General features: G+C 68.7%; 16 protein-coding genes. 1 reads left to right on the top strand and 15 read right to left on the bottom strand.

Features of this window, described 5'->3' with window-relative positions; translation table 11 throughout:
* Positions 1-5: 5 nt before the first annotated feature.
* From rpsI to BJ984_RS07335, 15 genes are all read right to left on the bottom strand, one after another.
* Positions 6-491: a 30S ribosomal protein S9 gene (gene rpsI, locus BJ984_RS07405; protein WP_173183364.1), complete on the bottom strand. Its 486-nt coding sequence runs from the start codon at positions 489-491 to the stop codon at positions 6-8.
* 50 nt (positions 492-541) lie between these two features.
* The gene (rplM, locus tag BJ984_RS07400) at positions 542-988 is read right to left on the bottom strand and encodes a 50S ribosomal protein L13 (RefSeq protein WP_173183363.1); all 447 of its coding nucleotides are present in this window, start codon (positions 986-988) and stop codon (positions 542-544) included.
* Between the two features lie 163 nt (positions 989-1,151).
* Positions 1,152-2,036, bottom strand: coding sequence for a tRNA pseudouridine synthase A (locus BJ984_RS07395; protein ID WP_271206440.1), 885 nt, complete (start codon positions 2,034-2,036; stop codon positions 1,152-1,154).
* 69 nt (positions 2,037-2,105) lie between these two features.
* Positions 2,106-2,666 (bottom strand): 50S ribosomal protein L17, encoded by a 561-nt coding sequence (gene rplQ, locus BJ984_RS07390; protein ID WP_179547463.1) that lies wholly within the window; start codon positions 2,664-2,666, stop codon positions 2,106-2,108.
* 59 nt (positions 2,667-2,725) lie between these two features.
* The gene (locus BJ984_RS07385) at positions 2,726-3,715 is read right to left on the bottom strand and encodes a DNA-directed RNA polymerase subunit alpha (RefSeq protein ID WP_179547462.1); all 990 of its coding nucleotides are present in this window, start codon (positions 3,713-3,715) and stop codon (positions 2,726-2,728) included.
* A gap of 124 nt (positions 3,716-3,839) precedes the next feature.
* Positions 3,840-4,238 (bottom strand): 30S ribosomal protein S11, encoded by a 399-nt coding sequence (gene rpsK, locus BJ984_RS07380; RefSeq protein WP_173183359.1) that lies wholly within the window; start codon positions 4,236-4,238, stop codon positions 3,840-3,842.
* A gap of 31 nt (positions 4,239-4,269) precedes the next feature.
* On the bottom strand, positions 4,270-4,647 hold the full coding sequence (gene rpsM, locus BJ984_RS07375) for a 30S ribosomal protein S13 (RefSeq protein WP_171703640.1): 378 nt from the start codon (positions 4,645-4,647) through the stop codon (positions 4,270-4,272).
* Positions 4,648-4,774: 127 nt separating this feature from the next.
* Entirely contained in the window at positions 4,775-4,891 is a 117-nt protein-coding gene (gene rpmJ, locus BJ984_RS07370; protein WP_066041129.1) for a 50S ribosomal protein L36, read from the bottom strand.
* An 82-nt stretch (positions 4,892-4,973) separates the two neighbouring features.
* The gene (gene infA, locus BJ984_RS07365; RefSeq protein WP_022883252.1) at positions 4,974-5,195 is read right to left on the bottom strand and encodes a translation initiation factor IF-1; all 222 of its coding nucleotides are present in this window, start codon (positions 5,193-5,195) and stop codon (positions 4,974-4,976) included.
* 117 nt (positions 5,196-5,312) lie between these two features.
* Complete coding sequence (locus BJ984_RS07360; protein WP_179547461.1) at positions 5,313-6,473, bottom strand: mannitol-1-phosphate 5-dehydrogenase; 1,161 nt, start codon at positions 6,471-6,473, stop codon at positions 5,313-5,315.
* A 17-nt stretch (positions 6,474-6,490) separates the two neighbouring features.
* Complete coding sequence (locus BJ984_RS07355) at positions 6,491-6,922, bottom strand: PTS mannitol transporter subunit IIA (protein WP_179547460.1); 432 nt, start codon at positions 6,920-6,922, stop codon at positions 6,491-6,493.
* Positions 6,923-6,950: 28 nt separating this feature from the next.
* Positions 6,951-8,543: a PTS mannitol transporter subunit IIBC gene (locus BJ984_RS07350; protein WP_173183356.1), complete on the bottom strand. Its 1,593-nt coding sequence runs from the start codon at positions 8,541-8,543 to the stop codon at positions 6,951-6,953.
* Positions 8,544-8,580: 37 nt separating this feature from the next.
* Positions 8,581-10,179, bottom strand: coding sequence for a phosphoenolpyruvate--protein phosphotransferase (gene ptsP, locus BJ984_RS07345; RefSeq protein ID WP_373877412.1), 1,599 nt, complete (start codon positions 10,177-10,179; stop codon positions 8,581-8,583).
* Positions 10,180-10,241: 62 nt separating this feature from the next.
* Positions 10,242-10,508, bottom strand: coding sequence for an HPr family phosphocarrier protein (locus BJ984_RS07340; protein WP_179547458.1), 267 nt, complete (start codon positions 10,506-10,508; stop codon positions 10,242-10,244).
* Positions 10,501-10,866 (bottom strand): PTS sugar transporter subunit IIABC, encoded by a 366-nt coding sequence (locus tag BJ984_RS07335; RefSeq protein WP_179547457.1) that lies wholly within the window; start codon positions 10,864-10,866, stop codon positions 10,501-10,503. The genes BJ984_RS07340 and BJ984_RS07335 overlap by 8 nt, the downstream gene beginning before the upstream one ends.
* Before the next feature lie 124 nt (positions 10,867-10,990).
* On the opposite strand from BJ984_RS07335, the gene BJ984_RS07330 reads away from it, so the two are divergent.
* A complete protein-coding gene (locus BJ984_RS07330; protein ID WP_179547456.1) occupies positions 10,991-12,919 on the top strand; it encodes a BglG family transcription antiterminator in 1,929 nt (642 codons plus the stop codon).
* The last annotated feature ends 7 nt before the right edge of the window (positions 12,920-12,926 follow it).

Genomic DNA, 12,926 nt, shown 5'->3' with positions numbered 1-12,926 from the left:
AGCGATCAGCGCTTCGAGAACTGCGACGCCTTGCGGGCCTTCTTGAGACCGGCCTTCTTGCGCTCGATGACGCGGGCGTCACGAGTGAGGAAGCCCGACTTCTTGAGCTGAGCGCGGTTGTTCTCGCGGTCGATCTCGTTCAGCGCACGCGCGATGGCGAGGCGGAGCGCGCCGGCCTGGCCGGAGGGGCCACCGCCGGTGATCTTCGCGACGACGTCGTAGGAGCCGATCAGGTCGAGCACCTTGAAGGGGTCGGTGATCAGCTGCTGGTGCAGCTTGTTCGGGAAGTAGTCCGCGAACTCGCGGCCGTTCACCACGAGGGTGCCGGCACCGGGAACGAGGCGCACGCGGGCGATGGCCTGCTTGCGACGTCCCACGGCTGCGCCGGAGACGTTGAGGACGGCACGGGGGGCGCGGGGCGCCTCGTCGGCCGGGGTTTCGGTGGAGTAGCTCTCGGGAGCCACGTCAATCTGATCTGCGATCTTCGCCACGGTACTGATGAGTCCTTTGTTGTCTGAGTCTGCTGAACGAACGCGGGACGCTACTGGGCGACCTGGTCGAGGATGAAGGGGGTCGGCTGCTGCGCCGCGTGGGGGTGCTCGGGGCCTGCGTAGACCTTGAGCTTGCGGAACTGGTCGCGACCGAGCGAGCTCTTCGGCAGCATGCCGCGGATCGCCTTCTCGACGGCGCGCTCGGGGTTCTTCTCGAGCAGCTCGGCGTAGCCGACGGCGCGGAGGCCGCCCGGGTAGCCGGAGTGGCGGTAGGCCTTCTTCTGGGCCAGCTTGGAACCGGTGAGCGCGACCTTGTCGGCGTTCACGATGATGACGAAGTCACCCATGTCCATGTGCGGGGTGAAGGTGGCCTTGTTCTTGCCACGGAGGATGGTGGCCGCGTGGGTGGCCAGACGGCCGAGCACGACGTCGGTGGCGTCGATGACGACCCAGCTGCGCTGGACCTCGCTGGCCTTGGGGGTGTAAGTGCGCGTCACAGTAGTGCTGCTTTCTTGTTCGAGTGAGGAGTTCGTGAATCCCGCTCCGGTGGGTCTTGCGAACTGGATCAGTCGCAAGGCAGCCGATGGAGGGCTCAACTTCGGGTGAACGGCACGAGGCGCAGACACCAAAGATCAAGAATAGGCGATACCACCCACCCGGTCAAATGAGCTCGCGACGCGCCCTCGTCCGTTCGGCCCGCCCGGCCAGCTCGGCGGCCTCCGGATAGCCCACCTCGGTGAGCACCAGCCCCTTGGCCGGCATCACGAGGAACGCGCCGGTGCGCATCCGCTCGTCGCGCAGCCGGACCAGTTCCTCACCCGTCAGCGAGCCGTCGCCGACCGACACCGTGCCCCCGACCAGGGAGCGCACCATGCTGTGGCAGAACGCATCGGCCTGCAGGGAGGCGACCAGCACGCCGTCGGGGTCGCGCCGCCAGGTGAACGACTGCAGGGTGCGGATCGTCGTCGAGCCCGCCCGCGGCTTGCAGAAGGTCGCGTAGTCGTGGAGGCCCAGCAGCGCCCGCGCAGCAGCGTCCATCGCGTCGAGGTCGAGGGCGACCGGATGCCGCACCGTCGTCCTCCGCAGCAACGGGTCGCGGCGGCCGTCCACATCGCTGACGCGGTACTCGTACCGTCGCCACACCGCCGAGAACCGCGCGTCGAAGCCGGACGGGGCGACCGTCGACCCCAGCACCACCACGTCGCTGTCGGCGCCGAGGATGCCGTTCATCCGCTGCCCGAGGAGGGCGGCGAGGGCCGAGGGCTCCATGCTGCGGGCGTCGTCGCCGCGGCGGCGGAGGCTGCGCAGCTGCGCGTCGTTCAGGTCGAGGTGCGCCACCTGCCCGGTGGCGTGCACCCCCGCATCCGTTCGCCCGGCGACCCAGAGGTGCGGAGAGGGCGGGTAGCGCCGGAACAGGGTGGCGAGGACCTCTTCGAGCACGCCCTGCACGGTGCGGAGGCCCGGCTGACGCGCCCAGCCCGAGAAGTCGGTGCCGTCGTAGGCGATGTCGAGGCGGAGCCGCCACTCCCCCGCCGTCGCATCCACGGCAGCCAGTCTACGACGAAGGCCCCGCCACCCTTGCGGGTGCGGGGCCTTCGAGAGGGGGTGGAAGCCTTACCTGGCGTCCTTCTCCTCGGCGGCGGGTGCCTCGTCGGCAGCGGCCTCGGTCGACTCCTCGGCCGGAGCCTCGGTGGTCTCGTCGGCAGCGGCGGCGTCGGTGGTCTCCTCGGCGGGAGCCTCCTCGACGACCTCGGCCTCGGGCTCGGCGGCGGCCGGAGCGGCGGCAGCAGCCGGCTTGTTCGAGCGCTTCGGGGTGACGGGCTCGAGCACGAGCTCGATCTGCACCATCGAGGCGTTGTCGCCCTTGCGGAAGCCGAGCTTGGTGATGCGGGTGTAGCCGCCGTCGCGCTCGGCGACGAGCGGAGCGATCTCGGTGAAGAGCTCGTGCACGACCGACTTGTCGCCGATGACGCCGAGAACGCGACGTCGGGCGTGGAGGTCTCCACGCTTCGCGAAGGTGATCAGGCGCTCAGCGACGGGGCGGAGGCGCTTGGCCTTCGTCTCGGTCGTCTTGATGCTCTTGTGCGTGAACAGGGCGGCAGCCAGGTTGGCGAGGAGCAGGCGCTCGTGCGCCGGTCCGCCGCCGAGACGGGGTCCCTTGGTTGGCTTGGGCATTTCTTATCTCCAGAGGTGAGTCAGGTGTTCAGGTGAGTCGGAGCGGGCGGACGAGCGTCTCAGACGTTCTCGTCGTCGTAGCCGCCGTAGAAGTGGGCGCCGTCGAATCCGGGGACGGTGTCCTTCAGCGAGAGACCGAGCTCGACGAGCTTGTCCTTCACCTCATCGACCGACTTCTGTCCGAAGTTGCGGATGTTCATCAGCTGCGTCTCGGAGAGGGCGACCAGCTCCGAGACGGTGTTGATGCCCTCGCGCTTGAGGCAGTTGTACGAGCGCACGGAGAGGTCGAGGTCCTCGATCGGCACCGACAGCTCGGACGAGAGCACGGCGTCGACCGGCGCGGGGCCGATCTCGATGCCCTCGGCCGCGGTGTTCAGTTCGCGGGCGAGACCGAACAGCTCGGTCAGCGTGCGGCCGGCCGAGGCGATGGCGTCACGCGGGGTGATCGCCGGCTTGGTCTCGACGTCGACCACGAGGCGGTCGAAGTCGGTGCGCTCACCGGCACGGGTGGCCTCGACGCGGTAGGTGACCTTGAGCACGGGCGAGTAGATCGAGTCGATCGGGATCTGACCGGCCTCGGAGAACTCGCTGCGGTTCTGGGTCGCCGAGACGTAGCCGCGGCCGCGCTCGATGATCAGCTCGAGCTCGAACTTCGCCTTGTCGTTCAGGGTGGCGATGACGAGGTCGGGGTTGTGGATCTCGACACCGGCCGGGGCCTGGATGTCGGCCGCGGTGACCTCGCCCGACGCGTGCTTGCGCAGGTAGGCGGTGATCGGCTCGTCGTGCTCGCTCGAGACGACGAGGCCCTTCACGTTCAGGATGATCTCGGTGACGTCTTCCTTCACACCGGGGATCGTGCTGAATTCGTGCAGCACGCCGTCGAGGCGGATGCTCGTCACGGCAGCGCCGGGGATCGAGGAGAGCAGCGTGCGGCGGAGCGAGTTGCCGAGGGTGTAACCGAAGCCGGGCTCGAGCGGCTCGATGATGAACCGCGAACGGAACTCCGAGATGTTCTCTTCGGTGAGAGTGGGGCGCTGTGCAATGAGCACTGTTATTCCTTTCGGCTGAGCGTCCGCTATATGACGCTCATGTGCAGAGGTATTGAGTTGTGAAGAACCACCTCACCGACGGGGCGCCCAGAAGGCGCCCCGCCGGCGATTCAGTGCGAAAGGGCTACACGCGGCGGCGCTTGGGCGGCCGGCAGCCGTTGTGCGCCTGGGGGGTCACGTCGTTGATCGAGCCCACCTCGAGGCCGGCGGCCTGGAGCGAGCGGATCGCGGTCTCGCGGCCGGAGCCGGGGCCCTTGACGAAGACGTCGACCTTCTTCATGCCGTGCTCCTGCGCCTGGCGGGCGGCCGACTCGGCGGCGAGCTGTGCGGCGAACGGGGTCGACTTGCGCGAGCCCTTGAAGCCGACGCCACCCGAGGAGGCCCAGCTGATGACGGCACCGGTCGTGTCGGTGATCGACACGATGGTGTTGTTGAAGGTCGACTTGATGTGGGCCTGGCCCACGGCGACGTTCTTCTTCTCTTTCTTGCGCGGCTTGCGAGCAGCCGACTTGGGGGTTGCCATAATTCTCTCCTGGTCCTGTCAGTCGGCGCGCTTAGCGGCCGGCCTTCTTCTTGCCGGCGACGGTGCGCTTCGGGCCCTTGCGGGTACGAGCGTTGGTCTTGGTGCGCTGACCGCGGACGGGCAGACCCTTGCGGTGACGGACACCCTCGTAGGAGCCGATCTCGACCTTGCGGCGGATGTCGGCGGCGACCTCGCGGCGGAGGTCACCCTCTACCTTGTAGTTGCCCTCGATGTAGTCGCGGAGAGCGACGAGCTGGTCGTCGGTAAGGTCTTTGACGCGGATGTCGCCCGAGATCTCGGTGTCGGCGAGGGTCTTCAGCGCACGCGTGCGGCCGACCCCGTAGATGTACGTGAGGGCAACTTCCACGCGCTTGTCGCGGGGGATGTCAACTCCTGCTAGACGTGCCATTGTGGCTATCTCCTGGTGATGTGTGGAGGTCTGTGACAGTGAATGTGCTCCGGCCTCCGACCGAAGGTGTCCGCCGCCCGGCTCTCACCGGGCGGCTTCTGACACTGCCATTAAGGGGTGGTACTACTTAGCCCTGGCGCTGCTTGTGGCGCGGGTTGCTCTTGCAGATGTTCATCACTCGGCCGTTGCGGCGGATGATGCGGCAGTGCTCGCAGATGGGCTTGACGCTGGGGTTGACCTTCATTGTGATTTCTCTCTTCGCTGTCCTCGTACCCGTCGGAATGCCGTCGGGCCGTTACTTTCCAGCGCTCCTCACGAGGAGGGGCCTACTTGTAGCGGTAGACGATCCGGCCACGGGTGAGGTCGTAGGGGCTCAGCTCCACGATCACGCGGTCCTCAGGGAGGATGCGGATGTAGTGCTGGCGCATCTTGCCCGAGATGTGGGCGAGAACCTTGTGGCCGTTCGTCAATTCCACCCGGAACATCGCGTTCGGGAGGGCTTCGACGACTGCGCCCTCGATCTCTATAACACCGTCTTTTTTGGCCATAGCCTCACTGTCGCTAAAAATAGATTCTGCTGGTCGTGCGAAATCGGCCCACGAAAACGGGCCGAAAACACCAAGGATCGAGCTTACGCTACGAGGGCCCTTTCTGCAAGGAGCCCATTACTCCTCGGGCGTGCGAAATGCAACCGCGGCGCGCACGGTCGCCAGCAGCCGGTCGTGCAGCGGGTGGCCCGGCTCGATGCCGGTCACCTGCACGGTGAACTCCTCGGGGGTGAGGGTGTCGAGGAGGCCGGCGAGCTCGGCCGACTGCGGGTCGGCGGGGGCGTCGAAACGGAGGGCTGCCGCCACGGCGCGCAGCAGCGCATCCGTCGGCAGACCGCGTTCGGCGAGCTCGGCCGCCGGGCCGATGAAGCGCTCGTGCCGGGAGATCTTGCGCAGCGGCTGGCGCCCGACGCGCTCGGGGGTGTCGGTGAGGTAGGGGTTGGCGAAGCGCACGAGGTTCTTCTCGAGGTAGGCCTCCTGCGTGGCCGGATCGAACTCGTGCTTGGCGACGAGGAGCGCCTTGGTCTCCTCGAGCACCGCCTTCACCTCGGCGAAGACGCTCGGCACCGACAGGGCGTCGGCGAGCGTCGTCGCCCCCTCGACCCAGCCGTGGTAGGCCACGGTCGCATGGCCGGTGTTCACCGTGAAGAGCTTGCGCTCGATGTACGGCGCGAGGTCGGGCACGAAGTGGGCGGCGGGGATGACCGGCGGAGCGCCCTCGAAGGGGGTCTCCTCGATCGCCCACTCGAAGAAGTCCTCGACCGTGACGTCGAGCCCGTGGCCCGGCTCCTGGTTCGGCACGATGCGGTCGACCGCCGTGTTGGCGAAGACGGCGCGACCGAGGGCTCCGGCGGAGTCGTCGCCGAGCCGGCCCTCGATCTCGCCCTTCAGCACGTCGGTGGCGTTGATCGCGTTCTCGCAGGCCATGACCGTCAGCGGGGGCAGCGAGGCGTCGCGCGCCTGAAGCGCCCGGGCGATCACGGGGGCCACGAACTTCAGGATGTTCGGGCCCACCGCCGTCGTCACGATGTCGGCCGTCGCGATCTCGGCGACCACCACATCCTCGTCGGTGCCGCTGTTCAGCGCGCGATAGTTCGTCACCGTGCGGGAGGAGGAGTTCTCGCCCACCGCATGCACGTCGTAGCTCGTCGACGCGGCCAGCGCGTCGATGAGCTCGGCGTTCACGTCGGCGAAGACGAGCTCGTAGCCCGCGTCGTGGAGGATCAGCCCCACGAATCCGCGGCCGATATTGCCTGCGCCGAAGTGGACGGCCTTCATCTGGTGCTCCTTGGTTGTCAGTCGTTCACGTCGCCGAGGATCTGCAGGATCTCCTCGGAGCTCTCGGCCGCGAGCAGCTTCGCGACCTCGTCCTCATCGCTGAACACGATGGCGATCTTGGTGAGGATCTCCATGTGCCCGCCGTCCTTGCCGGCGATGCCGACGACGAAGCGCACCTCCTCGCCGCCCCAGTCGAGGGGCTCGTCGTACCGCACGAACGAGAGCGCGGAGTCGAGGATCGTGTCCTTGCCCTCGTTCGTGCCGTGCGGGATGGCGAGGAGGTTGCCCATGTACGTCGAGACCGTCGCCTCGCGCTGGAGCATGTAGTCCAGGTACCCGGACTCGACGGCTCCGGCGGCCACCAGGATGTCGGCGGCCTCTCGGATCGCCTCCTCCTTGGTGCGCGCGGTACCGCTCAACCGGATCTGCGAGGCTTCGATGACGGACATGGGCTCCTCCTTCGTCTGTGCGCGTCGCCTAGCTGGCGGCGTGCTGGTTCTTCAGCTTCTCGACGACCTCGTCGTAACGGGGGCTGTTCATGAAGTTGTCGACCGACACGTGCTCGGCGCTCGGGGTGCGCTCCTGCGCCCGCGGCGTGAGCTCGCGCTGCGTGATCACGAGATCGACGTCGTCATCGAGGTTCGCGATCGCCTTGTTGACGACGGTCACACCCTCGATGCCGGCCTTCTTGATCTTATTGCGGAGCACCGACGCGCCCATGGCGCTGGAGCCCATTCCGGCGTCGCAGGCGAACACGATGTTCGCGATCGGACGCTCGTCGGTCAGCAGGGAGGTCTGCTCGGCGACGGCCTCGGCGTCACGCGCGGGGACGCCCTCGGCGCTCAGGGTGCCCAGCACGCTGGACTCCTTGCCCTTGTTGGCCTGCGTCTTCGCGATGGCAGCCGACAGGTCGCCCGCGTTCTCGTTCTCCAGGTCGCGCTTGCGGCTCGCCCGGAGGATGACGGCGGTGACGAGGAACGACACCGCGGCGGCGGCGATCACCGAGAGGATGACGCCCACGTAGCTGTCGGGCGCGGTCTGCAGGAGCACCGCGATGATGCTGCCGGGCGAGGCCGGGGCGCGCAGGCCGGAGTTGAACAGCACGTTCACGGCGACACCGGTCGCGCCACCGGCGATGGCGGCGAGGATCGTCATCGGCTTCGACAGCACGTACGGGAAGTAGATCTCGTGGATGCCGCCGAAGAACTGGATGATGACGGCGCCGGGAGCGCTCGCCTTCGCCAGGCCCACACCGAAGATCGCGAAGGCGAGCAGGATGCCGAGGCCGGGGCCGGGGTTCGCCTCGATCAGGAACAGGATCGACTTGCCCTGGTCGGCGACCTGCTGCACGCCCAGCGGGGTGAAGACGCCGTGGTTGATGGCGTTGTTCAGGAACAGCACCTTGCCGGGCTCGACGAGGATCGAGGCGAGCGGCAGCAGGCCGACCGAGATCAGCCAGTCGACGCCGGTCTCCAGCGCCTTGGACAGGCCCTGGATCACCGGGGCGATGCCGAAGAAGCCGGCGATCGCGAGCAGCGCGCCCAGGATGCCCGAGGAGAAGTTGTCGATCAGCATCTCGAAGCCGGGCTTGACCTTGCCGGCCCAGAGCTTGTCGAGCTGCTTCAGCAGGTACGCCGCGAGCGGGCCCATGATCATCGCGCCGATGAACATCGGGATGTTCGCACCGACGATCACACCCATCGTGGCGATGGTGCCGATCACGCCGCCGCGGGCGCCGTAGACCATCCGGCCACCGGTGTTCGCGATCAGGAGCGGCAGGAGGTAGGTGATCATCGGGCCGACGAGACCCAGGTACTGCGGGAAGGTGGTGCCGTCGTCGGCCTGGGCCAGGGCGGTCGCCGCGCCCGACCAGCCGATCGCGTCGGCGTTGCCGAAGCCGCCGAGGATGCCGTTCGGCAGCCAGCCGGTGGCGATGAACAGCGAGGTGATCAGGCCCCAGGCGATGAACGCCGGGATGTTGGGCATGACCATGCCCGAGAGGAAGGTGCCGAAGCGCTGGACGCGCACGCGCGCCCCGCCTCCGGTCTTGGTTTCTGACGTCGTTGTCATGACGACTGCTCCAATTCGTGTGGTTGTCGGGTTGGGATTACTTGGATGCTGCTGCGGTGGTGACCGCTCCACGGGCCTCGACGGCGCTGTTCGCCGAGAGGGCCAGTTCGGCGAAGTGCTGGGCTTCGTCGAGCGTGAATCGGGAGAGCTCCGCGCGCACGTCGGCGAGAGCCGACGGCGACATGGAGAGCGTGGTCGCGCCGAGGCCCACGAGCACCACGGCGAGAAGGGGGTCGGCGGCGGCTTCGCCGCAGATCCCGACGGGCTTGCCGGTCGCACGGCCGGCCTTGCCGACCTCCCCGACGAGCTTCAGCACGGCCGGGTGCCAGGGGTCCTGGAACGAGGCGACCGAGCCGAGCAGCCGGTCGGCCGCGAGCGTGTACTGCGTCAGGTCGTTGGTGCCGATCGACGCGAAGTCGGCGTCGGCGAGGATGCGGTCGGCCAGCAGGGCCGACGAGGGCACCTCCACCATGACTCCGGCGGTCTTCAGACCGACCTCGCGGGCGAGGGCGGTGAAGTAGCGGGTCTCCTCGACGGTCGAGACCATCGGGGCCATCACCCAGACGTCCGCGTCGGTCTCGGCCTCGGCGGCGGCGAGCGCGGCGAGCTGGTCGCGCAGGATCGGCTCGTTCGCCCGCAGGGCACGGAGGCCGCGGAGGCCCAGGGCCGGGTTCTCCTCGGGGGCGTCGTTGAGGAAGCTGAGCGGCTTGTCCGCACCGGCGTCGAGGGCGCGCACGACCACCTTCTTGCCGGCGAAGGCCTCGAGCAGGCGCTTGTACTGCGCCTTCTGCTCCTCGACGGTCGGGGCGCTCGAGGAGTCGAGGAAGAGGAACTCGGTGCGGAAGAGGCCCACGCCCTCCGCGCCCTTCTCCAGCGCGTCGGCGGCGCCGTCGGCCGAGCCGAGGTTCGCCAGCAGCGGCACGAGGGTGCCGTCGGCCAGGGCTCCGGGGCCCGTCGCAGAGCTGCGGGCCGCCTTGATCCCGGCGGCCTTCGCCTCGGCGGCGGCGCGCTCCTCGGCGCTCGGGGCGACGGTCACGGTGCCGGTCGCCGCGTCGACGACGATCTCGGTGCCGTCGGCGAGGGCGAGCGCATCCGTCACCCCGACGATGGCGACGATCGACTTCTCGCGGGCGAGGATCGCGGTGTGCGAGGTGGGGCCGCCGTCGCTCGTGACGAGCGCGAGCACCTTCGACAGGTCGAGCAGGGCGGTGTCGGCCGGCGCGAGGTCGCGGGCGACGAGCACGAACGGATGCTCGGGGTCGGGCACTCCCGGAGCGGGCACGCCGCTCAGGTGCGCCACGACGCGCTGCGAGACGTCGTCGAGGTCGGTGGCGCGCTCCCCCATGTAGCCGCCCATGCTCACGAGCAGGTCGCGGAAGGAGGCGAACGCCTCGAAGACCGCGCGCTCGGCGGTCTTGCCGGAGTCGAGGCGGGTGCCGATGTCGTCGATGAGCGTCGGGTCCTCGGCCATGAAGGCCTGCGCCTCGAGAACGTCCTTGGCCGAGCCGCCGGCGCGCTCGCCCCGGTGCCGGATGATCGCGGCGGTGGCCGCCAGGGAGGCGCGGGCGCGCTCCTTCTCGGCGTCGGGGGTGAGCGCCGAGGGCGTGTCCGTGGGCTCGGGCAGGGGGTCGGGCATCCGGAGCACCCCGCCGACGGCGATGCCGCGGCCGATGCCGGTGCCGGTGAGGACGTCAGCCATCACTCGGCGTCCAGGTCGGTGGCCAGGAGCGTCGCGAGCTCGTCGAGCAGCGCGTCGGCCTCGGGGGCGTCGGAGACGAGGGTCACGGTGTCGCCGTACTCGATGCCGAGCGAGATGACGCCGAGGATGCTGGCGGCGTTGACGGCCTTGCCGTCCTTCGAGATCTGCACAGGCAGTCCCGACTTCGCGACGGTCTGCGTGAAGAGCGTGGCCGGGCGGGCGTGCAGCCCGTGCTTGGATGCCAGTTCGACGGTTCGTTCAGCCATGGAGGTCTCCTCGGTTCGTTGGTGTTTCCGCGTTCAGGTCTGCCGGCGCCCGCAGCCCGGCGAGTTCTTCGATCCGGCCGGCCGCGATCTCGGCGCCGTCCCGCCCGAAGACGTTCTCGGGGAGGAGCTCCGCCACCGCCCCGGCCCGCACGGCCCGTTCGGCCAGACCGGCGTAGCGATCGGCGAGATGGGGCCCCACCAGCAGGATGCGCGTCGCCGCGAGCCTGTCGTCGAGATCGGCCAGCGTTCCCGCGTCCACGACCAGGTCGAGATCGCGGTCCCGGATGATCCGGCGCAGTCTCACGGCGAGGAAGGTGCTCGATGCTCCTGCACCGCAGACGATGAGCACTCTGTCCACGCACGCCTCCTCGCGTCCTGATCCGATCTCCTACGATCATCGCCAACTCATGCAGACGTATCCAGCAGGCTTGCTTCCGGCCCCTAGGAAGCCCTGCTCCGCCGGAGCGCTTAGGGTGACAGTGATGACTGCGAAGTACGAGCGCCTGCTGGAGTATCTGGCCGAGACCACCGACTGGGTCACGGCCGGCGAACTGGCGGACCGGCTCGGCGTCACCACCCGGAGCGTCCGCAGCTACGTCACCAGCGTCAAGACGGCCGCGAAGCCCCTCGAGGTGATCGCGTCCTCGACCAGCGGCTACCGACTGAACCGCGAGGCGTACGCGAGCTTCCTCGCCGGGCTGCGGGTGCGGGATGCGGAGCCCGGCAGTCCGCGCGACCGGGTGCACGCGATCATCCGCGGTCTCGGCGACGCCCCCGACGGGCTCGACGTCTACGACCTCGCGGCGACCATGTACGTCAGCGAGTCGACCGTCGAGGCCGACCTGCGGAAGGCCAAGCTCCTCGTCGAGGACGCCGGCCTCGGCCTCACCCGTCGAGGCAGCGTCGTCGCGCTCACGGGCAGCGAGCTGAACCGGCGGCGGCTGCTCAGCCGCCTCTTCCGCGACGAGAGCGCCCAGGGCTTCCTCGACCTGCAGAACATCCAGCGGGAGTTCCTCTCGGGCGACCTCACGGCGTTCAAGTCGGCGCTGATCGAGATGCTCGACGGCAACGGCTACTTCGTGAACGAGTACTCGATCGACAACGTGCTGCTGCACATCGCCATCGCGGTCGACCGGGTGGCGAAGAAGCAGTCCATCGGGCCGGGTGACGAGGATGCACGTCCCGCCTCCGCCACGGTGCGCGACGTCGCGGCGCAGCTCGACGGGCTCGTGCGGGCGCACTTCGACGCCGGGCTGAGCCCCCGCGAGCTCGACTACCTCTCGGTGCTGCTGACCACGCGGGTGCTGACCCCGGGCCACGACCAGCCGGCCGAGGCGGTGGCCGACTCCTACCTCGAGCCCGACGACCTCGCCGCGATGCGCCGGATCGTGCGGCTGGCGAGCGAGGAGTACCTGGTCGACCTCGACGACGAGGACTTCATCGTGCGGCTGAGCCTGCACATCCGGAACCTGGTCGCCCGGGCGCAGGAGAAGTCGTTCTCCCGCAACCCGATGACCCGCTCGATCAAGAGCACCTTCCCGATGATCTACGAGTTGGCCGTGTTCATCGCCAGCCAGATCCAGCGGCGCGAGGGAATCGTCATCAACGACGACGAGATCGCCTACATCGCGCTGCACGTCGGCTCGCACCTGGAGCGGCAGAACCTCCGTGAGGAGCGCGTCACCTGCGCCATCGTCTGCCCGAACTACTACGACATGCACGTCATCCTGCGCCAGCGCCTCGAGGCGGAGCTCGGCTCCGAGCTGCAGGTCGACGTCGTGATCACCCGCGCCGACGTCGACTGGGCGGCGCTGTCCTCCGACATCGTCGTGACCACCATCTCGGTGCCGGCCGCGCGCGACAACGTCGTGGTCATCCAGCCCTTCCTCACCAAGGGCGACATCGAGGCGGTGCGCCGCGCGATCACCACGGTGCGCCGGCACCGCCGCCGCATGCTGCTCAAGGACGAGCTGCTGCAGTACTTCGACGAGCGGCTGTTCCGGCGCAACCTGCACGCGGGCGACGAGTCGGCCATGATCCGCACGCTCGGCGACTCGATGGTGGCGCTCGGCATCATCGACGAGAGCTACGTCGAGGGCGCCATCGAGCGCGAGCGCATGTCGTCGACGGCCTTCACCGACACCATCGCGGTGCCGCACGCGATGGCGATGAGCGCGTCGCGCACCGCGATCGCGATCGTGGTGAACGAGACGCCGATGACCTGGGGCGAGAACCGCGTCAACGTCATCGCGCTGATCGCCTTCAGCTCCTCGGGCCGGCGCGCCTTCCAGACGGTCTTCGACCAGCTCGTCGAGGTCTTCTCCGACCGCGACGACGTGCAGCGCATCGTGCGTCGCGCCACCGACTTCGCGTCCTTCATCGACGAACTCGTCCACGTCATGGACACCTGACCCGCCG

It is taken from the genome of Herbiconiux flava (genome assembly GCF_013409865.1).
Classification (GTDB): domain Bacteria; phylum Actinomycetota; class Actinomycetes; order Actinomycetales; family Microbacteriaceae; genus Herbiconiux; species Herbiconiux flava.
Note: the sequence above shows the minus strand (reverse complement) of the source record. Positions and strands in the feature narration are given on the sequence as shown.

Bases quoted from the DNA above. Each gene is read 5' to 3' on its own strand.
- rplQ (WP_179547463.1), bottom strand. From the start codon at position 2,666: ATGCCCAAGCCAACCAAGGGACCCCGTCTCGGCGGCGGACCGGCGCAC.
- rpsK (WP_173183359.1), bottom strand. From the start codon at position 4,238: ATGGCAACCCCCAAGTCGGCTGCTCGCAAGCCGCGCAAGAAAGAGAAG.
- infA (WP_022883252.1), bottom strand. From the start codon at position 5,195: ATGGCCAAAAAAGACGGTGTTATAGAGATCGAGGGCGCAGTCGTCGAA.
- BJ984_RS07350 (WP_173183356.1), bottom strand. From the start codon at position 8,543: ATGACAACGACGTCAGAAACCAAGACCGGAGGCGGGGCGCGCGTGCGC.
- BJ984_RS07360 (WP_179547461.1), bottom strand. From the start codon at position 6,473: ATGAAGGCCGTCCACTTCGGCGCAGGCAATATCGGCCGCGGATTCGTG.
- rpsM (WP_171703640.1), bottom strand. From the start codon at position 4,647: ATGGCACGTCTAGCAGGAGTTGACATCCCCCGCGACAAGCGCGTGGAA.
- rpmJ (WP_066041129.1), bottom strand. From the start codon at position 4,891: ATGAAGGTCAACCCCAGCGTCAAGCCCATCTGCGAGCACTGCCGCATC.
- BJ984_RS07330 (WP_179547456.1), top strand. From the start codon at position 10,991: ATGACTGCGAAGTACGAGCGCCTGCTGGAGTATCTGGCCGAGACCACC.
- ptsP (WP_373877412.1), bottom strand. From the start codon at position 10,179: ATGCCCGACCCCCTGCCCGAGCCCACGGACACGCCCTCGGCGCTCACC.
- BJ984_RS07355 (WP_179547460.1), bottom strand. From the start codon at position 6,922: ATGTCCGTCATCGAAGCCTCGCAGATCCGGTTGAGCGGTACCGCGCGC.
- BJ984_RS07340 (WP_179547458.1), bottom strand. From the start codon at position 10,508: ATGGCTGAACGAACCGTCGAACTGGCATCCAAGCACGGGCTGCACGCC.